The following is a 25,300-nucleotide window of genomic DNA, read 5'->3' as shown; positions in this document are numbered from 1 at the left end:
ATTAACAAAACGAGGAGCTGACCCTTAATCCATTTTTAACTTTTTCATCGAAAGTTTCTTTGATAGCAGTCCTTTTGTTGGAGAGAATAGGAACACAAGCACGAATATGATCCCATTCACCGTTGCCATGCTTCCTGAAATAGATACATCCATCAAGCTTGCTGCGTAATAGCCGATAACAGCGGCAGCCACCCCTAGTAGTGCACTTAAAAGAAGCATAATACTTAATCTATCTGTTAATAAATACGCAGATGCCCCTGGTGCAATCAGCATTGCAACAACCAATATGGCACCCACACTATCAAAGGATGCCACTGTTGTAATAGACACTAATCCCATTAATAAGTAGTGAATTAGCAAGACAGGTATACCGATAGCGGCGGCCATTTGCGGATCAAATGAAGTTATTTTCAATTCTTTATAAAATAATCCGATAATAACTAGATTAATGACAAGCACTGTTGAAAGCATGAGGAAAGCCTTAGGAAGCTCTGGGAGAAATCCCCATTGAACAAGATCCCATGGGACGAAAGTAATTTCGCCCATTAGCGCATGATCTACGTCTAAGTGAACATCATCCGCAAATACAGTAATTAATATGACCCCAACTGCAAACAGGAAGGTGAAAACCACTCCAATAGAAGCATCCTCCTGTATCCCGGCTTGATGAAGCATCTGTACACCTACAGCAGTCAATAAGCCAACTACTGCTGCACCGATCAGCATATATACCCCACTCATGCTTTGACTAACAATAAAGGCTAGAACAATCCCTAGCAGAACAGTATGACTTATAGCATCTGCTAGCATCGAAAGCTTACGTAATATCAAAAAACAGCCGGTAATTCCACAAGTAATCCCGGCTAATGAACCAACTACTAATATCCATGCCTCATAACTCATGAAAACCGCTCCTTTTTTCACTCTGCAACAGTTCGTTATTTCTTAACTGCTTATTATTTACTATTCGTTTAATCCACTTAGTTACTAATCCTCTTTCAGGGGCAAACAGCATCGAGATGAAAAATAAAGCTGTAGCCGTTACAACGATGAATGGCCCTGTTGGAAGTCCTTCACCTATCGTACTTAGCAGGGTTCCTGCCATACCTGATAAAGCCCCAAAAATCCCAGATATAACAACCATTTTACCTAGTGAATTCGTCCAAAAACGGGCTGCAATTGCAGGTGTGATAAGAAGAGCTGCCATTAGAATAACACCAACTGCCTGAATACCAACAACAACGGCAGCTACTAAAAGGGTTAGAAAAAGAAAATTCAATAAGCCAGTAGGCAAACCCAGTCCTTTTGCAAATGCAGGATCAAAGGTTAATACCTTCAACTCTTTAAATAATATGGCTGTAATAAAAATCAAAACAGCAGCTGCCCCTGCCATAAGTTTCACATCATTTCCGACAAGTGAAGCTGCCTGACCGAAAATGAAATCATCTAACCCACTCTTATTGCCAGATGGTAATTGCGAAACCTTTGTTAGCAGTACAATTCCAAAGCCGAAAAATACGGATAAAACTAAGCAGATGGCTGCATCTTCTTTTATTATTGACTTTGAAATAATAAATTGGATACAATAGGCAGCCAATAACCCTGAAATGGTTGCACCAATTAATAAGACAATTAAAGACTTTTCCCCAGAAAGCAAGAATGCCATACATATGCCTGGCAGTGCTGCATGTGCTACAGCATCCCCTATTAAACTCTGTTTTCTTAGAAGTGCGATGCTGCCTAGAACGCCGCTTGCAATTCCTAATAACATCGTCCCAAGCAATACCCACTGCGTATTCGCATCAAAAAGAATCATTTTTAAAAGGTCGTTCATCATCAGCACCTCATTTCTGTTCTACAACCAATTGGTCTTTTTCTAAGAAAGATAGTTTCCCGCCATACGTACGATGCAGATTCTCAAGTGTAAAAACTTCCTCTGTTTCCCCTGCAGCAATGGTTTCCACATTCAATAAAATGACATGGTCAAAATATTCTTTGACAGTCTGCAGATCATGATGAACAACGAGCACAGTCTTCCCTTGCCTTTTTAACTCATTTAATAGCTCAATAATCGCTCTTTCGGTGGCTGCGTCTACGCCCACAAATGGTTCATCCATGAAGTACACCTTTGCATCCTGTGCTAGCGCACGTGCAAGGAATACCCTTTGCTGCTGTCCTCCAGATAACTGGCTAATTTGCCTGTTTGCATATTCTTCCATCCCGACTTTCTTTAAACACTCCATCGCAATCGCGGTATCCTTTTTTCCAGGTCGCTTTAACCAACCAACATGGCCGTATCGCCCCATCAAAACAACATCTAGGGCATTAGTCGGGAAATCCCAGTCAACTGAGCCTCTTTGCGGAACATATCCGACGACTCGATCTTTTGCGCGATATTTTTTTTCATAAATCTTTATTTCTCCTGCCGCTTTTGGAATGAGTCCCAGAACAGCTTTAATAAGGGTCGATTTTCCAGCACCATTCGGTCCGATGATTCCGATTAACTTTCCTTCCGGCACTTCAAAGCTAACATTTGATAAAACTGGTTTTTTCTGATAAGCAACGGTTAGGTTTTCGACAACAACTGGTCTCATTTATGCTTCCTCCTATTTAATCGCTTCTAGAATGGTTTTCACATTATGTTTATACATGCCTATATAGGTACCCTCTTCTGAGCCGTCTTCACCCATTGCATCTGAGAATAATTCTCCACCGATCTTCACGTCATGCCCTTTCTTTTTTGCTCCTTCAATGACCGCATTTATGGACCGTTCAGAAATACTTGATTCTACAAACACTGCTTTAATATTTCTCTTAACCAATGTATCTACTAATTTTTGAACATCTCCAAGTCCATACTCCGAATCCGTACTTAGACCTTGAAGACCCATTACTTCCATATCAAATGCTCTACCAAAATAGCCAAATGCATCATGTGCAGTAACAAGTACTCGCTGCTCATTCGGAACTCGTTCCATTTCTTCTGCGGCATACGCATGTAATTCATCAAGTTTAGCAAAGTACTCTTCGGCATTTTCCTCATAATACGCTTTATTATCAGGATCAACTTCAATCAAACCTAATTTCACTTCCTCCAGTGCCTGTTTCCATAAGTTAATATCAAACCATACATGTGGATCATATGCATAGCTGCCTCCGTTTGCAGATAATAGAGATTCTTTATCTATCGCTTCAGCAATTGCATAAGTTGGTTTCGTCTTATTTATCCGCTCTAATACATCAAGCATTTTCCCTTCAAGATGCAGGCCACTATAGAAAATAATATCGGCTTTTTCAAGCTTAGCTATATCCCCTTGTGTTGCTTTGTATAGATGAGGGTCTGTTCCTGGCCCCATCAAGCTATTGACAACTACCTTTTTCCCACCGATATTTTTAGCTGCATCAGCAATTTGACCAATCGTAGTTGTCACGACTATTTTGCCTTCATTATTTTCTTCATTAGAAGTCTGTTTCGAACAAGCGCTGACAAACATCAAAGAAATAACAAGAAATAAACCAATCCATTTTTTCATTTTTCCCATCTCCCTTTTTATGATTTTCGTTCCAGCCTCTTAGATGAGTGTATGCATGTTTTTTATATAAGTGCACACATTTTTTATCTATTCATTTATTTTATATTAAACTATAAAAGTTTCCCTAATGCAACATTTTAAGCTTGGACAAAATAAAAAAATCGGCTTTCACCGATTTTTTTGAATGATATTATTTAATTATTGATTTCCCTTTTTCACCCATTCTGCAATGGTGACTGTGCGTTTTGCCTGATGTTTAACTGCTGCCTGAACATCTTCAACCATATTGCCATCCTGTCCTACTGTTACACTTGTCCCATATGGATTTCCTCCAGCTGCATATGCTGATGGATCTGTAAAACCTGGTGCAGCAACAATGGCCCCCCAATGATACATGGTAGTATAAAGCGATAAAATGGTTGCTTCTTGTCCACCATTCGGGTTCTGAGCTGAACTCATTGCACTTACTACTTTATTGGCAAGCTTTCCATGGAACCATAATCCACCTGTCGTATCAATAAACGCCTGAACCTGTGAAGCAATATTACCAAAACGTGTTGGAACACTGAAGATAATCGCATCCGCCCACTCTAAATCATTTAAGGTCACCATCGGGACATCTTTTGTCGCTTCTGCATGTGCTTTCCAGGCTGGATTAGATTCAATGGCAGCTTGTGGAGCTGTTTCAGGAATTTTCAATACCTTGATATCGGCACCTACTTCTTTCGCACCTTCTTCTGCCCATTTTGCTAATTGATGATTTGTGCCGCCAGAACTATAATAAATAACTGCTAATTTGACACTCATCCGCTTCTTCCTCCCTATCAACTAAATAATACTAGTACATGATTGATAGCTCCTTGTGTGGATCCATTACTAGTCCGAAGAGCTCCTCACTTAATTTTCCTAATTGGGGAGGAAATTATTCAATACCACTTAGAATTTTTATTTTACATTTATGCTGTTTTTTAAAAGATTGTTGTTTTTCTAATTAAGTGTTTACAGAAAAAGGTTGGTTGATTGGAGCATCCTGGAGCGGAAATCAACCTCTACCCCACTATATATTATTAGCTACAATGTTTACGAAAATAGCCCTAATTTTAGCTAATGGTAATATAATCGTTTCCTTGTTAAACAAAAAATCGGCTTTCGCCGATTTTTATTATTTCTTATACTTTTTTAACGTTAAATTATTCTGAATGTACCAGTTTTCTTCACTGACAATATTTGATACTGTTAATATGAACGAAGGGATTTTTTCAACATTAAAAACGATAATGCCCAGATAGTCATTCATAATAACGAAAGACTCCCCATGTGAGTACGACGGCAGCTCCTTTCCTAATTGGAGGATCGTACTAATAATCGCCTGTTTTATCTCTGGTTCAATTTCTATGTGAGGAGAAAATCTTAATATCCATTCTTGGCCATCAATTGAAAATCGGTACATTCCCTCACCCTCTTGTTGAAAAGAGTATAATTAATAATAGGTATGAAGAATTCCAGAAAATATGATAGTTAAAAATAAATTTAAAATATTTTGAATTTTTACTAGTTTATATGAAAATTCTGTGAAATCCCTTGACTGATGGTTGGTAATCATGTATATTTAAGGCATCATTTAACAGAATATCACTCTAGATAAATATCTGATTTGTATGATGTTAAGTGATAATATTTATCTAAGACACTAGTTGTGTCTTATACGGCTTAGGAGGAAAAGTTACATGCAAAACGGTAAAGTAAAATGGTTCAATAATGAAAAAGGTTTCGGTTTCATCGAAGTTGAAGGCGGAGACGATGTATTCGTACACTTCACAGCTATTACTGGCGAAGGCTTCAAATCATTAGAAGAAGGTCAAGAAGTTTCTTTCGAAATCGTCGAAGGTAACCGTGGACCACAAGCTGCAAACGTTGTAAAACTATAATTTAATAAATAATCAGGCTGGCATATTGCCAGCCTTTATTTATGATAACCGGTTGCCAATGGCTTTTATTTTCTCCCCTACTGTACAGTTCGTTATACAAAACTTATGTGCATATAGTCTTCCTTTTTCACTTTTATGATGTTTATGAAGAAAACACCCATTGCAATAATTATTCAGTAATTCTTCAACTTCATTAAATAATTGCTTTCGTTTCACTCATACCCACCTTCCTTTCTTTCATAAACCAGCCTAGATAATTTGCATTTTACTACTTATCACTTTCCCCTCAAGAGCCTGAGTCGCAAGTTTATCCGCTTCTTTATTCTCATTTCTTGGGATTGTAGTGAACTTCGCATCTATTTTAAGCTTTTTCAACTTTTCTTCAATCCGGTCAAGCCAGCGATTTAGATTTTCTTCATAGCACGGCCAATCACCTTTAAGCTGCATTAATACCCCCTGTGCGTCCCCTTTAAATTCACATGACATATGATGCGCACCCATTTCCTCAAGAAGGTTAACCGTATAATACATAGCAGCATACTCTGCCTCACTATTATTTTCAATTTCATCAAATAGCTCATTTGCGCGAATACGATATTTCTTTTTTCCTTGCTTATAATAAATAACGGCTCCTAACCCCGCTTGAAAAGTGTCTTTCTGAAAACCTCCGTCAAAATAAACAATCAAGTCATGCGGTTCCTCTTCAATTTCTTCTAATAACTTCTTCATTTCTTTCGTGATCCAAGTTGTGCCACGCTCATCATGGTAGATTACATCCGCAGCCTTTCCACTCTTTTCAAGGTCTTCCCCTATTAGTAAAGCCAGTTCTCCCTCTATCCAATCTGATGTGAATACTGTTCCTTGTGTCCCTTTTAGTTTATATTTCCATTCTAATTTATATTTCATTATATTCAGCCTTTCTTATGATAAACTAATTTTATCGCAGATGAACAGGCATTATGCATCCTGCTAATGAAAGCTTCACCTTATCTTACCCTGATATGTCTGATGATAAAAAGAATGATTGTTACTGACATACTAATTGGAGGTGTCCGCATTGATTGAAGTATACATAGATGGAGCAAGTGCTGGCAATCCTGGACCAAGTGGTGCTGGCATTTTTATAAAATATGATGGTAAAGTGGAAAGATTCTCGATTCCTTTAGGAGAAATGGAAAATCACGCAGCAGAATTCCATGCCTTAATCAAAGCACTTGAAATCTGCGTGAAAAATAATTATCAAATCGTTTCGTTTCGAACAGATTCCCAAGCTGTGAATAGAGCAATCGAAAAGGAATATGTAAAAAATAAACAGTATGCTCCTCTTTTAGAGAAAGCGCTAGGATTAAGCAAGCAATTTGATTTATTTTTCATGAAGTGGATCCCTAGCAGTGAAAACAAAACAGCTGATGAACTCGCTAGAGCCGCTATTCGATTAAACTAAAGAGAAGGAGAGATATCATGAAAAAAAACGTCCTCTTTGCAGATACAAGCCTTTTGCTTGTTGCCTTTATATGGGGAGCGACATTTGTCATTGTCCAAAATGCTATTGCCTTTTTAGAACCACATTCCTTTAATGGGTTAAGATTTTTCATTGCTGCTATTCTGCTTTGCGCATGGCTTTTCTTATTTGAGAAAAAACAGCTGAAACAATTAAATTGGAAAATTATTGTCTCGGGAATTATTATTGGCATCTGGCTATTTATCGGGTATGCCTTCCAAACGATGGGACTTTTACATACTACCTCATCTAAAGCTGGCTTCATTACTGGACTAAGCGTTGTATTGGTTCCGCTATTTTCTTTCCTATTATTAAAAAACAAACCAGGAATAAATGCGATCATTGGTGTATCCATAGCCACAATCGGTTTATATTTATTAACGATGACTGATAGGGTTGGATTAAATATTGGTGATGGGCTTGTATTTATATGTGCAATTGGATTTGCTATGCATATTATCTTTACTGGGAAATACAGCAGCAATTTCCCTTCGCTTTTATTAACAGTCATCCAAATTACAACTGTTTCCATTCTATCCATTGGATTTGCTTTTTTTACTGAGGACTGGAGACAAGCAATTAATCCTGAAGTGATCTTTCAAGGGAATGTTTTATTTGCATTGATTATTACTTCTGTTTTTGCAACAGCCCTAGCATTTTTTGCCCAAACACGATTTCAAAAGTTCACAACACCAACGAGAGTTGCCCTTATTTTTGCAATGGAGCCTGTTTTTGCAGCGGGAACAGCTTTTCTTTGGGCAGATGAACGACTTTCATATAGTGCGCTCATTGGCTGTCTTCTCATCTTTTCTGGAATGGTTTTCGCAGAAATCCCCATTAAAAAGACACAAAAGCTTTTTAAAAAGAAGCAGAATGAAGCTGTATAACCAAATGCGCAAGCGCCTTGATCACCCCCGACAAGCACAAGACGAGCCTCACGGAAAAGTGTCCTTTACCTTTCTGGGAGGATTGGCTTGTGACCTCGAGGGGGTAGGCGCTGGAGCTGGACGCAGACAAACTTGTCGCAAAGTTATCCACAACATCAGATTATATAATTTTGTATGTATAAAAAAAGGCGTGAATTTCCATATACGCCTTTTTGATTTATTCGTTATTAAATTGAAAGTAATTGTTTTTCCTTTACATATTGAATGGCTTCAGGCCGGGTTTTTATTTGATTGGATACAAGCATTTCAAGCAAAGAGACATAGAAACTTCCGTCAAACTTTTTTTGTGCTTTCAATGTTAATTCAATCGCTGTATTTGCTAATTCGTCTGAAGCATTCGTGTAATGTTTGCCAAATTGAATAAATCCAATTGCATCTTCTTGAAGCTGAAATCCTTTACCTTGTAAAAACTGTATATATTCATCCACTGTCCTCAAAGACATGTCATCCCTCTCCCTTATCCCCAAAGCCCTATATATTTTATCGCAAATTTTGTCAATTATCTATTATTTTTTGTTAATTTATGGCCAATCATTCCAGTTACAACTCCTAGCAATGCTCCGCCAATGACTTCTGTTGGCTGATGTCCAAGCATTTCTTTCAGCTTCTTTGGCTTTTCTTCTTTAAATTCAACGGATTCATCTTTATGAATTTTCTCCATTAATTCGCCCATACTATTTACTTTTAACGTTAATTCTCCAGTTTGTCTTCTGATTCCTTGCGCATCATACATAACAATTAATCCATATACAAGAGAAAGAGCAAAATCAATGGTCGGCAAACCTCGCTTCAATGCAATGAAAGTAGTTAATGAAGCGACTCCTGCAGAATGAGAACTTGGCATGCCGCCAGTCTGAAAGAATAATTCAGGACGAAACTCTTTCTTCGTGAAATAATGAATGGGGATTTTCAAGCCTTGTGCCAATCCAATGCTTAATAAAGCAATATAAACACCTTTATTCATATTTGATCTCACCTCTCCTTTATTGTGAAGAAAAGGGGGTGCATTTATTCTTGGGTAATTATAAACAATGAAGAAGGGTTTATTTATATTTTTTCATAGAGATTTTCTTTAAGGAGATACTACTTATGCTAAGAAAAATGATGAAAGGAGAAATGTCAAATGAGTAATCGAAAGAACAGAAATAGGGGAACAAAGGCACCTGGCGTAACACCACAGGGATATGGTCAGGATGCTGAATTTGCTGAAGAACCAAAAAGCAAGCTGGAGAATGCAGCGAAGAAGAAAAATACGAAATAGCTTCGATTAGCGCAAGCCTGTGGGGGATGTGTAAAAAATGATCCAAAAGACGAAGCAAAAAAATTTGCCCACTTCCCCACTGGCTACAATATTTATAAAACTAAATGTTGAAAATTCCTTAGGAAATAAGCGCTTGTTCAATAATTATACTGGTATATATATTTAGGTTCTCTTAGGGATTTTAATTGCTTAGTAATTTTGGCTGACGTTCGGAGATTTTCTCCAGTTGTCCGTTAACATAATCAAGCATCACATTCAATCTTGCTATTCTTAATTCAGGCTTACCATATTGTAGGAGGCCATGACTTGAATGTGGTATTCGAACGAGTTCTACTTCTCCTCCTCGGCGTTTAATATGTGAATAAAACTGCTCTGCTTGCTCCATTGGACATCTCAAATCACTTTCATTATGAAGCAGTAATAGCGGTGTATTTACATTGTCTACATAAGCAAGCGGCGAAAACTTCCAAAGTGTTTCCACGTCTGTATTTCCAAGAAACTCCTGGTCAACGAAATAGGGGGCTATATCGCTTGTACCATACATGGAAATCCAGTTGGAGATACAGCCTTCAGACACAGCTGCAAAAAATCGATCAGTATGGGTGATGAGCCAATTCACCATAAATCCACCGTAGCTGATCCCATTAACCGCTACCCGATTTCCGTCAAGAAATTGGTTTAATTGTATCGCCTCTTCCAACCCGTTCAAAATATCTTTCATATCCTTCCCGCCATAATCCCCATGAACTGCATTGGCGAATTCTTCACCAAATCCTGAACTGCCTCTTGGATTTGTATAGATAACAGCGAAACCCTGTGCAGCAAATAATTGCATCTGGTGGAAATAGGTGAAACCATATGCAGAATGCGGACCACCGTGTATATCCAGAAGAACGGGATATTTTTTCTCCGGATCAAAGTTTGCCGGCTTTAGTAAAAACCCTTGTATTTGCCAATCATCTTCAGACCGATAAGAAAAGACCTCTGGTTCAACTACGATGAGTTCGGATAACAATTGATCGTTACAATCATCTAGACGAAATTCAGTTTCAGGAAATAAAGGCACGCGGATTTGAGGAAAAGCTTCCTCTGGATGTCGATACTTACAGTCAACTGTACTGGTTTCATCCATTCTAATTGCTGCCACTTTTCCAGGATGATTGACTGTCGAATAGGCAATCGCAACCGTTTGATCTCCATCATATGAATAATGAAAAATCGCTCGGTCTCCTCCTATAATGATTACTGCACGATCATCATTTTCATCAATCAAAAATCTCACAATTTCATTTCGCCCTTCCCTTGTACCAAGACAATAGACAAAGCTGCTATTTTTTGACCACTGAGGACGAAGTGAGTATCGAAGGTAACGCATATCAGTAAAACTCATATCAACGAGTGTATCCGGATACTGCTTGCTCAGACACCTTTCGTTCCCACCATCTGCAGGCATAACGAACAATTGCCTTTGTTCTTCATGAATACCCAAAAACGCAAGCCACTTTCCATCAGGTGAGTAAGAAGGCGAACTTGCTTTTGTATGGCTGTACAACAATTCCACTTCCCCGCCGGAAACCGGAACTCGATAAATCTGTCCTCCAAAAAGGAAATTTTCATCCTCACGTGTTGAACTAAAAGCAATATACTTTCCGTCAGGAGAGACGACAGGCTCATACACATCATTTGTTCCTTTTGTTAATTGTGTAATCATACCCGTATTTATATCAATAGACACCATTTGACGTTTATGAGATTTCTGAAAACCAATTCCATCGTTTTTGTAATATAGATGATTATAGCGCTTATGCCCATCTTGCCATGACTTACTTTCTTGCTCCATTTCACTTTTGGCTTCATTTAGCGTCATATTTTCTGGAAATGTTTCTGGCTTTGAATTTCCCTCTACAGGAACCAGACCAAAAATAGTGTTACCATCAGGAGACCAGATAATTGAACTAATTCCTTGGCGAAATCTTGTCAGACACTTAGCTTCTCCACCATTTAGGGATAACAGCCAGACCTGCATTCCAAAAGCACGGTTTGAGATAAATGCGATTGTTTCTCCATCTGGTGACCAGACTGGATTGATATTACATGTGCCGGTGGTTGTCAAAACTCTTCTTGATTTCCCCTGAACATCACTTAAATACAAATGTGTTTCATAAATATTTTCTTTATCATGTGCGATCGTTCTTTCATATACAACATGTTGTCCATCCGGCGAAATGGTTGGATTGCTTGGCCATTCAAATTTATAGATATCTTCTGGCACTGTAGCTCGTAAACTCACTTTTAGCTCCCCCTTATTCTTGATATAAATGACATGCAACCTTCCGTCCTTCTACTTCGGTTATTATTGGCCTAGTTGTTTTGCATATATCTTTTGCATAATTACATCGGGGGTGGAATTTACATCCAGTTGGTGGATTGGAGGGTGATGGGAGTTCACCTTTTAGAATAATTCGATCCTTCACTTCATCAGGGTCTGTTTTTGGAATAGCTGACATGAGTGCCATTGTATAAGGATGCAGCGGTTTTTCAAATAGTTGTTCTTTATCGGCTATTTCAACCATTTCCCCTAAATACATGACACCTACCCGATGGGCAATATGCTCAACAACCCCTAAGTCATGGGAAATAAAAAAATAAGAAAGACCTAGCTCATCCTGTAAGTCCTGTAACAAATTTAAAATTTGTGACTGTACCGATACATCTAAAGCCGACACCGGTTCGTCCAAGACAACAATTTTTGGTTTTAGAATAATCGCCCTTGCTATTCCTATCCGTTGGCGTTGTCCACCAGACATTTCATGAGGGAAGCGAGTTAAATGACTATCTGATAAACCAACTAAATCCATTGTCTCTTTTAGCAACTGCTCATGTTGACTCTTTGGCACTTTATGTGCAATTAAGGGTTCCGATAAAATTTCCCTTACACTCAATTTGGGATTCATAGAAGCCATCGGATCTTGAAAGACCATCTGGATATTTTCACGTAGTTTATTCATCTCATTTTTAGTTAATGTTGTGATGTTTTTCCCTTGATAAATAATATCTCCACTTGTAGGTTTAATTAGCTGTAATATACATCTGCCTGTTGTTGACTTTCCACACCCGGATTCCCCCACAATGCCGATTGTTTCACGATCATTTAATTCAAGACTCACTCCATTAACGGCATGGACATATTGTTTTGGTTGAAACAATGTCTTTTTTGCTGTAAATATTTTTTCTAAATTTTTTATTTCAAGCAGAGCAGCTGTCATATGGCTTCCTCCTTATTCTCATATAACCAGCATCTACAAGATGTTTGTCCGTCAATTTCAAGTAATGGAGGAGCCGAGCTTTGACATATATCCATAACTTTCGGGCATCTATCTGCAAACCGACAACCGATCGAGTATTGGTCAGGTGTTGGAACCTGTCCTTTAATGGATTTGAGACGCTTTTCCCCTTTTGATTGATTTGGAGTTGATTGGATTAACCCAACTGTATACGGATGCCTTGGATTCCGTAACAATATTCTTATATCTGTTGTTTCTACTACTTGCCCAGCATACATGACAACAACACGATCACACATTTCCGCTACTACGCCAAGATCATGCGTAATCAATAGAATGGACATATCTAGTTCGTCCTTCAGTGACCTGAGCAAATCTAAAATTTGTGCCTGAATTGTCACATCGAGGGCTGTTGTTGGTTCATCAGCAATAAGCATGGTAGGGTTACAGGCAATAGCCATCGCAATCATGACACGTTGCTTCATCCCACCTGATAAGCGGTGGGGATATTCATGAAAAATTTCCTCAGCCCGTGGAATTCCGACAAGCTTAAGGAGCTCGACAACTTTCTGTTTTACCACTGAGCCTTTTGTTTTTTCATGTTTTTCAATTACCTCTCCTATTTGTTTTCCAATCGTTAAAACAGGGTTAAGTGAATTCATTGGATCCTGAAAAATCATAGAAATCTCTTTCCCTCTAATTTTCTTCATTTCTTTTTCCGTTTTATCTACGAGATTCGTATTTTTATATAATACTTCCCCGCTCGAAACTTTACCGTACTTATCAAGCAGTTTAAGAATTGAGAGTGAAGTGACACTTTTCCCACAACCCGACTCTCCCACGAGTCCTAGAACTTCGCCCTTTTTGAGTGTAAAATCAACCCCATCTACAACCGTTAACGGACCGTTCTTACTTTCAAATTGAGTGCTTAGTCCATTAACTACTAACAGATTTGACATATGTTTTTTCCACCTCCTTGCTCTTATCGTGATGATTTCGGATCAAAAATATCTCGCAATGCATCGCCTAAAAAGTTAACTGAGAATACAACGATCGTTATGGCTATTCCTGGAAAAGTAGCTAGCCACCATGCATCGTACATGTAGTTTTTCCCTTCACTAAGCATGGTTCCCCATTCTGGAGTTGGAGGCTGTGCACCTAAACCAATAAAGCTAAGTGCTGCAGTATCTAAAATCGCTACACCGATAAAAAGAGTTGTGTAGACTAATAGTACACCTACTACATTCGGCAGAAACTGTCTGCGTAGTATCCAGCTATGTGAACTGCCAATTGAGCGGCTTGCTTCTACAAATCCTGATGACTTAATCGTTAGTGCTGCTCCCCTAATTAATCTGGCAAATCCCGGGATTGATGCTACACCAACCGCAATCATTGCATTCGTTAAGCTTGGTCCTAGTATAGCAACAATCGCTAAGGCCAAAATAATGCTTGGTAATGCTAACAAAATATCCATAATTCGCATTAATACATTGTCCAGCCATCCTCCAACATAGGCACTTAATAATCCAATAAAGGTTCCAAGGAAAAACGTAATCGCAACAGCTAGCATGGAAACAGTTAATGTAACTCGAACGCCATAGACAAGACGTGAAAGAACATCCCTTCCAATCGCATCCGTTCCTAACAAATGTTCTTTGCTCGGACCTTGTAAAATCGATTCATAAAACTGCTCTTCTGGGTCAAATGGTGCGATCAATGGGGCGAGTATTCCGATAAGAACAACAATAGAAAGAAAGAAAATGCAAACAACGGCACGTTTATCTTTCAATAGTTTTCTTAATGTATCTGATTTAATCTTTATTGAACCCTTATGTGTAACACGTGCTTGGATTGGTTTATAGGTTTCTAACTTTGCCACTTATCACGCCTCCTTCATACCCATTTCCACCCGAGGATCAATGATGCTGTATAAAACATCTACAAAGATATTAATGGTGACATACACAACACCCATAAATAAAACAATCCCTTGAATGAGCGGGAAATCTCTCGACATGATTGCACCAATTGCTAATGTGCCAAGTCCTGGCCAATTAAACACTTGCTCAATAATAACCGTCCCGCCTAATAAAGCCGCCAACTGTAAGCCTATGACCGTAACAACGGGGATTAACACATTTCGAAGTGCATGCCGGAATAAGATGAGACCATCATCAAGTCCCTTTGCCCTAGCCGTTCGAATATAATCATTCGAAAGAACCTCTACCATCCCATTCCTTGTTAAGCGCATGATCATCGTTGATGCGACAACACCAAGCGTAAATGCAGGAAGAATGAGATCACGGAAGCCAGTGCCATTTGCAATCGGAAACCAAGTGAGCTTAACTGAAAATACTAGCACTAATAAAATACCTAACCAAAAACTCGGAATGGAAATGCCTAATGTGGCAAAAGCGGTACACATTTTATCAATAATTGAATCTTTAAATTTTGCAGCTAATATTCCTAATGACACTCCTATTACTACAGCAACCAATAAACCGAAGACGGCTAACTTAACCGTTTCAGGGAAACGATCTAAGATTTCTGTTAAAACCGGCCTGCCTGTTTTTAACGATGTGCCAAAATCACCTTGGAAAGCATTCGTGATATATTGCCAATATTGAACCAAAAGGGGCTTATCCAGCCCCAAATGGTGATTTAGTTTCTCTACCTGTTCTGGTGATGCATTTATTCCGAGCATAATTTTTACTGGATCACCAGGAATCAAGTGAATCAATAAAAATGAAAAGATGGAAATACCAAAGATAACTAAAATACCGGATAACACCCGATTAATAATGAAATGTTTCATTACTGTTTCACCCAGCTATCTTGGAATTCAATACTAGTGTCCATTGCTTTAACATTTTGTACTCTTTTATTGACTACAAAAAAGACCTTCTCAGCATAAATAGGTGCCCAGTATGCATTTTCAACAACAATTTCTTGAACTTGAGCATACACTTGTTTTCTTTCTTCAGGGTCTATCGTTGTTCTCCCTTTTTCTAATAAATCGTCAAGCTCTGAATTTTGCACACGTACATGATTTAAACCGCCTATCTGACTTGAATGAAATAGCAAATAAAGGATGTCAGGATCAATGTAAGAGTATGCCAGAAATGACATCTGATAATCTCCCTGAGACACTTTTTCGATTAATGTTCCTGCTTCTAAGGATTGGATGCTTACATTGATTCCAACATCTTTGAGCATCGCTTGGACCATTTGCGCCGCTTGGTTATGTTGCGTCATGATTGAAAGCTCAAATGCAAGTTCCTTTCCATCCTTTTCCATAATCCCCTTGCCATTTTTCGCATAGCCAGATTGTTCTAGAAGATTTATTGCTTCGTCTTTGTTTAATTTATGACCATAGTTTTCAACATTTGGGTCATATCCAAAAACCGCTGATGGAATTGGACCAAAGGCAGGTGTTCCTTCTCCGTTAATGACAGCCTTGATGATGGCATCTTTATTGATCGCCATATTGATCGCCTTTCTAACATTAAGATCTGAAAGGGTTTCATCTTCTAGATTCATTTCTAAAAATAATCCTAGCCCTTGACGTTCTGCTTCTAACACATAGTAATCAGGGTTATCACGATATCTTTGAACATCCTTTGGCGGTACTTCCATCGCGACATCAATTGATCCACTATCTAGTGCAGCCAGCATCGTTTGCTGATCCTGGATGAATTTATACACAATTTGATCTGGATGTGCTTTCCCTTGGTTTTCAGCAGATGCACGCGGCCAATTGAAGTCATCATTTCTTTCAAGTGTGATTGATTGTCCTGTTACCCACTCCTTAAAAATATATGGGCCAGCACCGACTGGATTTCGGCCATAATCAGCACCATACTTCTCAATCGCTGCCATCGACAATGGCTGTAAGTATCCTCGGCTTGTTAGGTTGCGTAAGAATGGAGCAGATGGAGCAGCAAGTTCAATGACGAAAGTATGATCATCCGGTGCAGCTGTTGCCTGAATTCCACCTATAAGGCTTGCAGCCACTGTAGCACCAGTTTCTGGATTTAAAATACGGTCGAAAGTATCTTTATAAACCTTTGCTGTTAATGGAGTTCCGTCTGTGAGAGTAACCCCTTGACGGATTTTAAATGTAATGGTTTGACCATCTTCTGAAACTTGATAACTTTCAGCAAGATTCGGTTCTAATTCATTTGTTTCCGGGTCTACTGAAAGTAATGTCCCACCAAGATGATTTGTAATTACGCTAGCAATACTCATTGATGTTTTGTGAACATCTAATGTATCTGGCTCTTGCATCGTACCGATCGTAATCGTACCACCTGACTGTGGAGCAGAAGTCTCTTCAGATGTCTCCTTATTTGAATCAGGAGAATTATCTGAATTTCCATCAGGGGTCGATGTTGTATTAGAACTACATCCAATCATTACTAACATGGAAAGAATTAGCATAGTAAAAAATAAAATAGGTTTACGAAAATGTTTCGTTGTACCCAACTCGATTCCCCCCTATTCCACTTTAGGATTTTGTCTATATCCAAATGCTGCACGGATCACCTTGTTGTCTTCATCTTTGACAAAGCGCAGTGAAATTTCCGATTCTCTGAAAGGTACCATAAATGTATCATTGCCAATTGGTTTGACACCTTTAACATCTAATCCTTCAGCTTTAAGCTGGAGTCTGCCTTCCTCAACAGCTACTGTATATTTCGCTCCTTCACCGGAAGCATATACACCCTCATATTGCTTTAATTCCTCTTCTGAAATTTCTGCTTCCTCGTAAGTTAAATGTGAATCAGTGACTGATTTTCCTAACTGATCGGCAAGGGCACTATATAGTAGTTTCGTAGATGGAACACCCGCTAAATTAGCAAATGATACACCGGATAGTCCTAATTCAGGGATTATATTCATTTGGGCTGCCACCCCTTTAACTGACCCTCCATGTTCCACAAGCTTGTATCCATAATAGTCAGGAGTAACCATGACACCATATCCATAGTAAGTGCCTTTATCACACTCAATATGCGGTGTAGTGATTATTTCTACACTTTCAGGTGTCAGGAGCTGAGCACTTCCTACTTTCCCTTGGTTACGATAGATTTCTGCATACTTAAGCATGTCATTTACAGTTGATTTTAAAAATCCTGCTGCACGCATGGATGGTGCATCCCAAGGATTATTTGATTGGAAAATAATTGTTTCACCATCTTTTTTACGAGAATTATAGAGAGATGAAATATCCTCATGATCAACTAACTCTTCTAAATGGAAAACACTATTTTTCATCCCTGCTGGATCTAAAATGTAATCTCTAATATACTGTTCATAAGAAATCCCACTAACTCTCTCAATGATTGCCCCTAAAAGTGCATACCCATCATTCGAGTAACTAAACTCGGTTCCTGGGGCTCCAAGTAATGTGAATTCTTGGGTTGCAATATCTGCCATTAACTCCTCGTAGGTATCAACACTTTTATTTTGCTCCTCTGATGCAGCCTTCTCAACCTTACCAATATCGCCCTCAGTTTGACCTTCATCTTCAAACTTTGGATCGTTAGCTATACTCTTACTTAAAGCTTTAAATAGAGTTGGCAATGGGGGCAGCCCGGCTGAATGTGTCATAAAATGGTGAATCGTCATTTGCTTTGTATATTCTTCATTCGGCGTTTTAAATTCTGGTAAGTATTTCACAACTGGATCATTTACGTTTAGCTTTCCAGCTTCTTGCAGCTGCATTATCGCTACACTTGTAAATGATTTCGTTACTGAGCCAATTCCAAAAACGGTATCAGAAGATAATGGATGTTTGTTTTCAACATCGCGGTAACCAAAACCATTTTCATAGAATAATTGACCTTCTTTTGCTAAACCAATTGAAAAACCTGGAATCTCATATTTTTTTACAATCTCTTCACAATACTGTTCGAATTCACTAGTAACTGTTTTTTGAGTCATTAAAAATCTCTCCCTTTTACTTAATATTCTGAAATATTATTATAAAATTGTACCGGAGTACAATTAATAACCATGAGTATCTATCCTATTGATTCTTCCCTACTAAAAATTTATTGTTTGTAGGTAACTAAATTCTTCTGTGAATACACTGTTTTATCTAACCGGAACGACTCAAGTACTTCACGATTAACTTCATAGCCAATACCTGGTTTATTCGGAACATGAATGACACCCTTGTCTACGGTGACTTCTGGGTCAATAATATCTCTATCCCAATATCTTGAAGATCCAGCTGTGTCACCTGGTAAAATAAACTGTGGTAATGTTGTTAAGGCAATATTATGTGCTCGGCCGATTCCAGCTTCTAGCATTCCGCCACACCAAACCGCAATCTCCTGCTGAGCACAATAATCATGGATTTTCTTCGATTCCGTAATTCCTCCAACTCTGCCAATCTTTATATTAATAATTTTACAACTGCCTAACTCAACCGCTTTTCTAGCATCCTCAAGGGAATGAATGCTTTCATCTAAACAAATAGGGGTTTCTAGCTCAGACTGTAATTTTGCGTGATCAATGATATCGTCATGGGCAAGGGGCTGCTCAATCATCATTAAACCTAATTCATCCAGCTTTTTTAAAGTATTAATATCCTTTAGTGTATAAGCTGAATTGGCATCTGCCATAAGTAAGACATCTGGGAAGTGTTTTCTCACTTCCTTTAACATCTCATAATCAGCCCCAGGCTTTATTTTCACTTTCATGCGCTTGTAGCCTTCATTTACAAAGCCTTCAACAACATGAACAAGTGCTTTAGCTGTTGGTTGGATACCAATACTAATGCCAACATCGATTTGCTGTTTCTCACCTCCAAGTGCTTTATATAAAGGGAGCTTATTTCTTTTTGCAAATAAATCCCAAACGGCACCTTCTAATGCTGACTTCGCCATATTATTTCTTTTAATTGATTCAAATCGTTTTGATACTTCGTCAGGATGTTCGATCGGTGATTCTAGTAGTAAAGGAATTAGAAACTTTTCGATTATATGCTTGTTCGTTTCAACCGTTTCCTCACTATACCAAGGGCTTGAAAATGCGACAGATTCCCCGAAACCAATGCACCCGGTATCATCTTCCATTTCAATAACAAAAAACTCCTTTTCTTGAAATGTACCGAAGCTTGTAGTAAAAGGGTCCTTTAATCGCATGACCAAACGGTGTAGGGTAACATCCCGAATGGAAATAGACTTATTGGTCATCATTTGTCCTCCTAAACATAAAATATATTAAAATTAGAATAATACTAGTTTACTTACTCAAAAAAATCCGTTGAAAGTTCTTTCCCATTAATCCTGTCAGCTCATTTTCCTTATATCCATGTTTTAATAGACCTTCCAAAAATTTCGGAATAGATTGATGTCCAGAAATAACATCAAACGGTTTTCTAGGCAAGCCGTCCAAACTAGCTAGAGAACTATACTTCATAAAATCCTCACATAGATCAAGGCCAAGTCCGACACTATTGATACCAGCCACCTCCACAAGATGATCTACATGCTTTATAAGCTGTTCGATATTAGAGGTGGAATCATCATCTCCAACGAGCAAGCTTGCAGCATTAACTCCAATCACACCATTACATGAGGAGATTGCTTTTATTTGTTCATCTGTTAGATTTCTCATGGTTGAACATACTGCACGAGCATTTGAATGAGAAGCAATGATTGGATTCTTGGCAATCTCTACAACATCCCAAAAACCTTCATCATTTAAGTGAGATACATCAATAGTCATACCAAGTCTTTCTGCTTCTTCTATTACCTTTACGCCAAAGCTGGAAATTCCCCCTTTCTTTCCTTCTCTCGTTGGATAAAAGAAACTGCCATCACCAATCGCATTTCGACGGCTCCACACTAGCCCAAGATTACGAACACCTAGTTCATAGAATACACGCAATAAACTAAGATCTGTTCCTAGTGGTTCAGCCCCTTCAATTGATAGGAGAAATCCAATTTTATTTGATTGTTTGGCAATATTCATGTCCTCTCCGTTATAGCAAATCATTAATTTGTCAGGAGATTCCTTCACTTCTTCATAAAGAGCACTTATTTGACCTAATGCCTTTCGAAGTGCCATTTCTGGCAAAAAGCTGCTATCCACATATAAAGACGCAATGATTATATTCACACCGCCTTTGATAAATCGGGGATAATAGTCTGTTTCAATTACCTTCGTTCTGCCACTTTCCCGTTGGATCTGGACATCCATTAATAAATCAAAGTGACCATCAATGATTAACGATGTATCTAGAAACTCTGAAATAGAGAAATTTCCCTCCATTTATCGCACCTTCTTTATATAAAAGTTTGAACATTTGGCCGCTATAACACTTTAAATCTCTTTCTTAGCAAATGGATAAAACTCGTTACTTATTTGATTATATTGCTTCATATGATTTTGCACCTTTTCGTCTCCAGATGCAGCTATACTCGTAACTAGTAAATTTAATAATGAAAACGTTGGGGTAATTCCTTTTAATGGGATCGGCGTTGGTGCAATAACTCTAAACAATATATCCGCATATTGGCCAAGTGGAGATAACTTATCATCAGTAATCGCAATAATAGTTGCTCCTCTTTTCTTAGCTGCATTAACGAATAAAAGCGTCTCCTCCGTATACCTGGGGAAAGAAATAGCAATCACAACAGAATTCTCATTTATCTGTGATAATAAATAATTCGCGTCTTCTATTTCTCCACGGTATTGAAGTGTATTTCCAATCACGATATTCAAACTAAACATTAACCAGCTTGCAGAGCCATATGAGGATCGAAGTCCGATGACAATTCTATTGTTAGCATGAATGAGCTGATCTATCGCCTTCTGATATTGTTTAACATCAATATCCTCTAAGGTGGATTTCACATATGCACTGTCCTGTTCAATCACATAATGAATCAAATCTTTATCCTTTAATGAACTAGATACCTCACGGAAATTCCCAATCGGGTTAACGGAGCTTGAAGGGCTATCTAGTAAACTCATTTGTATCTCCTTCTGGAGCTCACTGAACCCGGAATAGCTAAGAATATAGCATAATCGAATGACGGTTGTCTCACTTGCTCCACATGACTGCCCCACTTGCTTAGCTGTCTGAAAAGCCACCTCCCTTGGATGATCGATGATAAATTTCGCAACTTTTTGCTGACTCTTCGTGATTTGATTATAGTTCTTTCTAATTTTCTCTGTGTATATTTCCATATGGTTGAATCCTTTCCTACTGCTTGGCTCTGTTAAGCTGGCCTGTTGATTTCCGCTCCAGGCACTCCCTTTCCGCGGGGTGGGCGATGAGCCTCCTCGGAGCATAAGCTCCTGCGGGGTCTCATCTGTCCCACTTCTCCCGCAGGAGTCTCGCGCCTTCCGCTCCAATCAACAGGGTGCAAATATCAACAATTTGTTTTTACACAGCCTATTTCTTATGAAGGATGGCAAATCGTTTAAATAATCTATTGCTTGTATTATTACAATGGAGAAAAAATCAAATTATGTATTTCACCTATTACTTTGCTATTAATAGTTTTATTATCGTCTGGCTAAGTATTTTTACTCCGTTTTGAAGTGAGTTCAAGTTAAAGCTCATGTTTGGATGATGCAGTCCTGGTGTTAATCCTGTACCAAGACCAACCATTGTAGCCTGTAGATTAGGATACGAAGTTTTATAGAAATGGAAGTCTTCCCCACCTGGAGTAACTGGTGGTGGAACTAGCCCATTCTCTCCTAGAACTTCCACAATTGCCGCTTTAACAATTCCTTCAATTTCACAACTTATTTCAGCTGCTACCATTGAAGCCTGTGGTTCTAAAGTCACCTTTGCATGATTTACAGAACCAGCGGTAATAACTGCATGTTGAATTTTCTCTAATAGTTCAGACATTACTTCATTATTTTCTGCTCGAACATCAATGCCAAATTCAGCAAAATCAGGGATGGTATTTAAATTATCTCCTCCGGCTTTTACCATTGTTACTTTAGCAGAAGCTGAAACGGTTGGATCCATTTTGATAGAATTAAGTGCTTGAATAATGCTTCCTATCGAATCAACAACATTAATCCCAAGATGGGGTCTTGCACCATGTGATTGTACGCCTCTAATTTCTCCGTTTAATAGAGTAGTAGCTCCATGATAAATGGCTGGAGATGCATAACCAAATTCTATTTCCTGGATAGGGCGAAGATGAATGCCTAGCAAGTAATCCATGTCAGAGAGCACTTCTTTTCGAATCATTGCTTTTGCACCCATTCCTGTCTCTTCAGCCGGTTGAAAAATGATTTTTATTAAGCCTTTTGGTGCAAAGCCAATTTCCTTTAAACATTTAATCGTATAAAGAACCATTGTCATATGGGCATCATGGCCACAAGAGTGGTTGGCTATCCATTCCCCATCTACTAGCTGCCATAAAGCATCCATATCAGATCTAATTCCGATCGTTGGACCCTCTTCTTTATTTCCCCAGTATCCAACCACACCTGTATGATCATCAAACGTTTGATATGAAATGCCCAGTTGTTCTAGCTCGGAGCATAAAAACTTAGTAGTCTCAAATTCCTTCCAGCTTACTTCAGCATTTGCATGTAAATGCTTGTAGGTTAATTTAATTGTTTCTTCATGCTGAGTGACCCACTCATTTATTTCCTTAATCATCTAACGCCTCCCCCTTTTTGTTTTCAAGTATATAAAAATGAGTCAACGAGTTCATTTCTTTATGGACTCCAGTAATAACATAGCCATTTAGGAGCGCTTCACTGAGCACTTTTCGAATGGCATATCTCCAGAATTGGGCCAATTCTGGCCTTTTTTGTTTTAGTAATTGTATATTTGAAGGTACCGGAACAATGTATCCATCTTGCTGATAGCTGATATATTTCTTAGACAGAGACGGGGAAGATGCAAACTCTCCGTTCTTCTCCCAAGTCAGCAATGAACTGTATTCATTATTCGTTTTATTCAACGACACTCCTTGAATGGCTTTATCTACACGGTTTGAACAAATATCCCATTCAATTAATAAACGATCCGTAGTGAGACCTTTATTCAATTTATCGTTCATTTCACCGTAATACGAGGAAATATATTGCCTTGAATACGCCCCAAGTTTGCATAAATTAAAATAGCCATTTCTTATTTCTAGTGGATCATAAGTCCATACAATTTTTTTATATCCATAATCTATCGCCCATTCTCTTTGCTTCAGCTTTAATTGATATCCTACTCCGTAATTTTGAAAGTCTGGAAGAATACCTGCCATATGTGAGATTAAATAAGACTCCCCATTTTTAAAACCCGCAAAGCCATAACAAAAACCTATCAGTTTATCTTCAAAGAATGCGCCAATGATAATCCCGCCATTATGAATGGAGGCAACAAGCTGAGGGAGTGGAGAAACCGTTTCCGGACTCCAGATTTCCGCTTGAAGTAAAACAACTTCATGAATATCCTCTATATCTTGAATCCTCTTATATGTAATTGATTCTATTCCATTCATTTCTATCTCCCTCCACAATAATGAAACAGCTATTGATATAGTCCGTTTAAAACTTTCTCAACGATCTATTGAAGTATAAACTTTATTTTTTTATTTTTATTGAAGTATTCACTTTTTATCATTATATATGAGTCAGCAACGCATAACAATACTAAATTGATTATATTTTCTAAATATTTAAAAATATAATCAATTTAGTTTTACTCATGCTATGAAAGGATATGGCTTGAAGGGGCGCTGTGCTTGCTGAAGTTTATACGAAGTACTTTTGCGTGGGATAGAAAAAGCCTGTGGAACATACGTTCAAAAGTACTCCCCCTAAAAAGGAGCACCATTTAACGTAAGCCACAGGCATTTTCATTTCTACTATTCTATGCATATTCTTTTAGTTCAAGAAAACGATGGAGTCCTCGGAATTCAACTTCATCAAACTTGTCTAATACCTTTTCGCGATTCATTTTGAAAAATGCTTCATTCATATCGTATTGAATAGGAACGTCACATTTAATTTCTGCAAGCTGTCGGCTTAAGTGCAGCATTTCAAGATCCTGTTCAATTTTCGACCTTTGCCCCTTTGTCAGCTGATCTAAATTAGCAAGTACCCCTTCAATATGTTCATATTGCTGTAAAAGCTTTAAGGCTGTTTTTTCGCCAATTCCTTTTACACCTGGGTAATTATCGCTTGAATCTCCCATAAAGGCTTTTAAGTCGATCATTTGTCTTGGATGAATACCCTTTGCTTCATAGAAACTATCCGTCGTATGGACAAGGTAGTTCCCATAGCCCTTTTGCAATAAAGCAACAGTAATATGTTCATCTATTAACTGTAATATGTCTTGATCTCCCGTTAAGATTCTAACACTTGCCTCTTCCCCAACACTCTTAGCAATTGTGCCAATACAGTCATCTGCTTCATAGCCAGCTAGACCAATATTAGGCACATCGAATGCTTCAACAATTTCTTTCACAAGATCAAATTGCGGGATCAGCTCCACTGGTGCATCCGGTCTATTTGCTTTATAACCATCGTACATCTCGGTACGAAATGTTTTGCTGCCCATATCCCAGCATACAGCAACATGGGAAGGTTTAAATGTCGAAACAGCTGTTAGAAAATGCTTTACAAAGCCTTGTACCCCATTTGTAGGAATTCCTTTTGAATTAATCATAAATTGCCCTGTAACGGCTGTTGCAAAATAGGCTCTAAATAGTAATGCCATTCCATCTACAAGCATGAATGAAGGTTTATTCTCATTTATCAAGATCTTCTCTCCCATGTCCATTTATTTCATAGATACTATTATAACATGGGATTTGTTCTATTAAGAATGTAAACTTTTACAACTTAAAACCAGCA

Annotated in this window: 27 protein-coding genes; 4 read left to right on the top strand and 23 right to left on the bottom strand. The window is 38.3% G+C overall.

Annotation, left to right across the window (positions count from 1 at the left end; translation table 11 throughout):
- Positions 1-24: 24 nt before the first annotated feature.
- The 6 genes from ACFYKT_RS05250 to ACFYKT_RS05225 form a co-directional block, all read right to left on the bottom strand.
- Positions 25-903: a metal ABC transporter permease gene (locus ACFYKT_RS05250; protein ID WP_389216452.1), complete on the bottom strand. Its 879-nt coding sequence runs from the start codon at positions 901-903 to the stop codon at positions 25-27.
- A complete protein-coding gene (locus tag ACFYKT_RS05245) occupies positions 893-1,834 on the bottom strand; it encodes a metal ABC transporter permease (protein WP_389216449.1) in 942 nt (313 codons plus the stop codon). Before ACFYKT_RS05245 ends, ACFYKT_RS05250 begins: the two co-directional genes overlap by 11 nt.
- 10 nt (positions 1,835-1,844) lie before the next feature.
- Positions 1,845-2,594 carry a metal ABC transporter ATP-binding protein gene (locus ACFYKT_RS05240; protein WP_389216446.1) on the bottom strand — a complete coding sequence of 250 codons (750 nt, stop codon included), beginning with the start codon at positions 2,592-2,594 and terminating at the stop codon, positions 1,845-1,847.
- A 12-nt stretch (positions 2,595-2,606) separates the two neighbouring features.
- Positions 2,607-3,533, bottom strand: coding sequence for a metal ABC transporter solute-binding protein, Zn/Mn family (locus tag ACFYKT_RS05235; RefSeq protein WP_389216443.1), 927 nt, complete (start codon positions 3,531-3,533; stop codon positions 2,607-2,609).
- Between the two features lie 198 nt (positions 3,534-3,731).
- On the bottom strand, positions 3,732-4,340 hold the full coding sequence (gene wrbA, locus ACFYKT_RS05230) for an NAD(P)H:quinone oxidoreductase (protein WP_389216440.1): 609 nt from the start codon (positions 4,338-4,340) through the stop codon (positions 3,732-3,734).
- 355 nt (positions 4,341-4,695) lie between these two features.
- Positions 4,696-4,983 carry a hypothetical protein gene (locus ACFYKT_RS05225; RefSeq protein WP_389216437.1) on the bottom strand — a complete coding sequence of 96 codons (288 nt, stop codon included), beginning with the start codon at positions 4,981-4,983 and terminating at the stop codon, positions 4,696-4,698.
- 277 nt (positions 4,984-5,260) lie between these two features.
- On the opposite strand from ACFYKT_RS05225, the gene cspD reads away from it, so the two are divergent.
- Positions 5,261-5,461 carry a cold-shock protein CspD gene (gene cspD / locus ACFYKT_RS05220; RefSeq protein WP_053476725.1) on the top strand — a complete coding sequence of 67 codons (201 nt, stop codon included), beginning with the start codon at positions 5,261-5,263 and terminating at the stop codon, positions 5,459-5,461.
- Between the two features lie 39 nt (positions 5,462-5,500).
- On the opposite strand, the gene ACFYKT_RS05215 is transcribed toward cspD, so the two are convergent.
- Both ACFYKT_RS05215 and ACFYKT_RS05210 read right to left on the bottom strand, forming a co-directional pair.
- Positions 5,501-5,677, bottom strand: a complete 177-nt coding sequence (locus ACFYKT_RS05215; RefSeq protein WP_389216434.1) for a zinc-finger domain-containing protein — start codon at positions 5,675-5,677, stop codon at positions 5,501-5,503.
- 33 nt (positions 5,678-5,710) lie between these two features.
- Positions 5,711-6,367, bottom strand: coding sequence for a reverse transcriptase-like protein (locus ACFYKT_RS05210; RefSeq protein ID WP_389216431.1), 657 nt, complete (start codon positions 6,365-6,367; stop codon positions 5,711-5,713).
- Positions 6,368-6,518: 151 nt separating this feature from the next.
- Between ACFYKT_RS05210 and ACFYKT_RS05205 the strand changes: the two genes are divergently transcribed.
- Both ACFYKT_RS05205 and ACFYKT_RS05200 read left to right on the top strand, forming a co-directional pair.
- Complete coding sequence (locus ACFYKT_RS05205) at positions 6,519-6,905, top strand: reverse transcriptase-like protein (RefSeq protein WP_389216428.1); 387 nt, start codon at positions 6,519-6,521, stop codon at positions 6,903-6,905.
- Between the two features lie 17 nt (positions 6,906-6,922).
- Positions 6,923-7,849 (top strand): DMT family transporter, encoded by a 927-nt coding sequence (locus ACFYKT_RS05200; protein ID WP_389216426.1) that lies wholly within the window; start codon positions 6,923-6,925, stop codon positions 7,847-7,849.
- A gap of 227 nt (positions 7,850-8,076) precedes the next feature.
- Here ACFYKT_RS05200 and ACFYKT_RS05195 read toward each other — a convergent pair whose 3' ends face one another.
- Positions 8,077-8,346 (bottom strand): DUF6123 family protein, encoded by a 270-nt coding sequence (locus tag ACFYKT_RS05195; protein WP_389217049.1) that lies wholly within the window; start codon positions 8,344-8,346, stop codon positions 8,077-8,079.
- Between the two features lie 62 nt (positions 8,347-8,408).
- Positions 8,409-8,873 (bottom strand): divergent PAP2 family protein, encoded by a 465-nt coding sequence (locus ACFYKT_RS05190; protein ID WP_389216423.1) that lies wholly within the window; start codon positions 8,871-8,873, stop codon positions 8,409-8,411.
- A 159-nt stretch (positions 8,874-9,032) separates the two neighbouring features.
- On the opposite strand from ACFYKT_RS05190, the gene sspL reads away from it, so the two are divergent.
- A complete protein-coding gene (gene sspL, locus ACFYKT_RS05185) occupies positions 9,033-9,170 on the top strand; it encodes a small, acid-soluble spore protein L (protein WP_053476731.1) in 138 nt (45 codons plus the stop codon).
- Positions 9,171-9,351: 181 nt separating this feature from the next.
- Here sspL and ACFYKT_RS05180 read toward each other — a convergent pair whose 3' ends face one another.
- From ACFYKT_RS05180 to ACFYKT_RS05120, 13 genes are all read right to left on the bottom strand, one after another.
- Entirely contained in the window at positions 9,352-11,460 is a 2,109-nt protein-coding gene (locus ACFYKT_RS05180) for a S9 family peptidase (protein WP_389216419.1), read from the bottom strand.
- 13 nt (positions 11,461-11,473) lie between these two features.
- Positions 11,474-12,436, bottom strand: coding sequence for an ABC transporter ATP-binding protein (locus ACFYKT_RS05175; protein WP_389216416.1), 963 nt, complete (start codon positions 12,434-12,436; stop codon positions 11,474-11,476).
- The gene (locus ACFYKT_RS05170) at positions 12,433-13,413 is read right to left on the bottom strand and encodes an ABC transporter ATP-binding protein (RefSeq protein WP_389216413.1); all 981 of its coding nucleotides are present in this window, start codon (positions 13,411-13,413) and stop codon (positions 12,433-12,435) included. Before ACFYKT_RS05170 ends, ACFYKT_RS05175 begins: the two co-directional genes overlap by 4 nt.
- Before the next feature lie 23 nt (positions 13,414-13,436).
- Positions 13,437-14,333: an ABC transporter permease gene (locus tag ACFYKT_RS05165; RefSeq protein WP_389216410.1), complete on the bottom strand. Its 897-nt coding sequence runs from the start codon at positions 14,331-14,333 to the stop codon at positions 13,437-13,439.
- 3 nt (positions 14,334-14,336) lie between these two features.
- Positions 14,337-15,269, bottom strand: coding sequence for a nickel ABC transporter permease (nikB, locus tag ACFYKT_RS05160; protein ID WP_389216408.1), 933 nt, complete (start codon positions 15,267-15,269; stop codon positions 14,337-14,339).
- A complete protein-coding gene (locus tag ACFYKT_RS05155; RefSeq protein WP_389216405.1) occupies positions 15,269-16,939 on the bottom strand; it encodes an ABC transporter substrate-binding protein in 1,671 nt (556 codons plus the stop codon). The genes nikB and ACFYKT_RS05155 overlap by 1 nt, the downstream gene beginning before the upstream one ends.
- A 12-nt stretch (positions 16,940-16,951) precedes the next feature.
- A complete protein-coding gene (locus ACFYKT_RS05150; protein ID WP_389216402.1) occupies positions 16,952-18,400 on the bottom strand; it encodes a serine hydrolase domain-containing protein in 1,449 nt (482 codons plus the stop codon).
- A 110-nt stretch (positions 18,401-18,510) separates the two neighbouring features.
- Positions 18,511-19,659 carry an o-succinylbenzoate synthase gene (gene menC / locus ACFYKT_RS05145; protein ID WP_389216399.1) on the bottom strand — a complete coding sequence of 383 codons (1,149 nt, stop codon included), beginning with the start codon at positions 19,657-19,659 and terminating at the stop codon, positions 18,511-18,513.
- Positions 19,660-19,708: 49 nt separating this feature from the next.
- Positions 19,709-20,740, bottom strand: coding sequence for a dipeptidase (locus ACFYKT_RS05140; protein ID WP_389216396.1), 1,032 nt, complete (start codon positions 20,738-20,740; stop codon positions 19,709-19,711).
- Positions 20,741-20,791: 51 nt separating this feature from the next.
- Positions 20,792-21,661 carry a MurR/RpiR family transcriptional regulator gene (locus tag ACFYKT_RS05135; RefSeq protein WP_389216394.1) on the bottom strand — a complete coding sequence of 290 codons (870 nt, stop codon included), beginning with the start codon at positions 21,659-21,661 and terminating at the stop codon, positions 20,792-20,794.
- A 298-nt stretch (positions 21,662-21,959) separates the two neighbouring features.
- The gene (locus ACFYKT_RS05130; protein WP_389216391.1) at positions 21,960-23,102 is read right to left on the bottom strand and encodes a M20 peptidase aminoacylase family protein; all 1,143 of its coding nucleotides are present in this window, start codon (positions 23,100-23,102) and stop codon (positions 21,960-21,962) included.
- Complete coding sequence (locus ACFYKT_RS05125) at positions 23,095-23,943, bottom strand: GNAT family N-acetyltransferase (protein ID WP_389216388.1); 849 nt, start codon at positions 23,941-23,943, stop codon at positions 23,095-23,097. The genes ACFYKT_RS05130 and ACFYKT_RS05125 overlap by 8 nt, the downstream gene beginning before the upstream one ends.
- A 371-nt stretch (positions 23,944-24,314) precedes the next feature.
- Entirely contained in the window at positions 24,315-25,202 is an 888-nt protein-coding gene (locus tag ACFYKT_RS05120) for a 5'-3' exonuclease (RefSeq protein WP_389217046.1), read from the bottom strand.
- Positions 25,203-25,300: the final 98 nt, after the last annotated feature.

This window comes from Cytobacillus mangrovibacter (assembly GCF_042865275.1).
In the GTDB taxonomy this organism is placed as follows: Bacteria; Bacillota; Bacilli; order Bacillales; family Cytobacillaceae; genus Cytobacillus; species Cytobacillus mangrovibacter.
This window is presented reverse-complemented; position numbering and strand designations above follow the sequence as displayed.

Bases quoted from the DNA above. Each gene is read 5' to 3' on its own strand.
- ACFYKT_RS05130 (WP_389216391.1), bottom strand. From the start codon at position 23,102: ATGATTAAGGAAATAAATGAGTGGGTCACTCAGCATGAAGAAACAATT.
- ACFYKT_RS05240 (WP_389216446.1), bottom strand. From the start codon at position 2,594: ATGAGACCAGTTGTTGTCGAAAACCTAACCGTTGCTTATCAGAAAAAA.
- ACFYKT_RS05190 (WP_389216423.1), bottom strand. From the start codon at position 8,873: ATGAATAAAGGTGTTTATATTGCTTTATTAAGCATTGGATTGGCACAA.
- ACFYKT_RS05125 (WP_389216388.1), bottom strand. From the start codon at position 23,943: ATGAATGGAATAGAATCAATTACATATAAGAGGATTCAAGATATAGAG.
- nikB (WP_389216408.1), bottom strand. From the start codon at position 15,269: ATGAAACATTTCATTATTAATCGGGTGTTATCCGGTATTTTAGTTATC.
- ACFYKT_RS05250 (WP_389216452.1), bottom strand. From the start codon at position 903: ATGAGTTATGAGGCATGGATATTAGTAGTTGGTTCATTAGCCGGGATT.
- ACFYKT_RS05210 (WP_389216431.1), bottom strand. From the start codon at position 6,367: ATGAAATATAAATTAGAATGGAAATATAAACTAAAAGGGACACAAGGA.
- cspD (WP_053476725.1), top strand. From the start codon at position 5,261: ATGCAAAACGGTAAAGTAAAATGGTTCAATAATGAAAAAGGTTTCGGT.
- ACFYKT_RS05175 (WP_389216416.1), bottom strand. From the start codon at position 12,436: ATGACAGCTGCTCTGCTTGAAATAAAAAATTTAGAAAAAATATTTACA.
- ACFYKT_RS05135 (WP_389216394.1), bottom strand. From the start codon at position 21,661: ATGGAAATATACACAGAGAAAATTAGAAAGAACTATAATCAAATCACG.
- wrbA (WP_389216440.1), bottom strand. From the start codon at position 4,340: ATGAGTGTCAAATTAGCAGTTATTTATTATAGTTCTGGCGGCACAAAT.
- menC (WP_389216399.1), bottom strand. From the start codon at position 19,659: ATGACCAATAAGTCTATTTCCATTCGGGATGTTACCCTACACCGTTTG.
- ACFYKT_RS05150 (WP_389216402.1), bottom strand. From the start codon at position 18,400: ATGACTCAAAAAACAGTTACTAGTGAATTCGAACAGTATTGTGAAGAG.
- ACFYKT_RS05235 (WP_389216443.1), bottom strand. From the start codon at position 3,533: ATGAAAAAATGGATTGGTTTATTTCTTGTTATTTCTTTGATGTTTGTC.
- ACFYKT_RS05200 (WP_389216426.1), top strand. From the start codon at position 6,923: ATGAAAAAAAACGTCCTCTTTGCAGATACAAGCCTTTTGCTTGTTGCC.
- ACFYKT_RS05170 (WP_389216413.1), bottom strand. From the start codon at position 13,413: ATGTCAAATCTGTTAGTAGTTAATGGACTAAGCACTCAATTTGAAAGT.
- ACFYKT_RS05245 (WP_389216449.1), bottom strand. From the start codon at position 1,834: ATGAACGACCTTTTAAAAATGATTCTTTTTGATGCGAATACGCAGTGG.
- sspL (WP_053476731.1), top strand. From the start codon at position 9,033: ATGAGTAATCGAAAGAACAGAAATAGGGGAACAAAGGCACCTGGCGTA.
- ACFYKT_RS05225 (WP_389216437.1), bottom strand. From the start codon at position 4,983: ATGTACCGATTTTCAATTGATGGCCAAGAATGGATATTAAGATTTTCT.
- ACFYKT_RS05140 (WP_389216396.1), bottom strand. From the start codon at position 20,740: ATGGAGGGAAATTTCTCTATTTCAGAGTTTCTAGATACATCGTTAATC.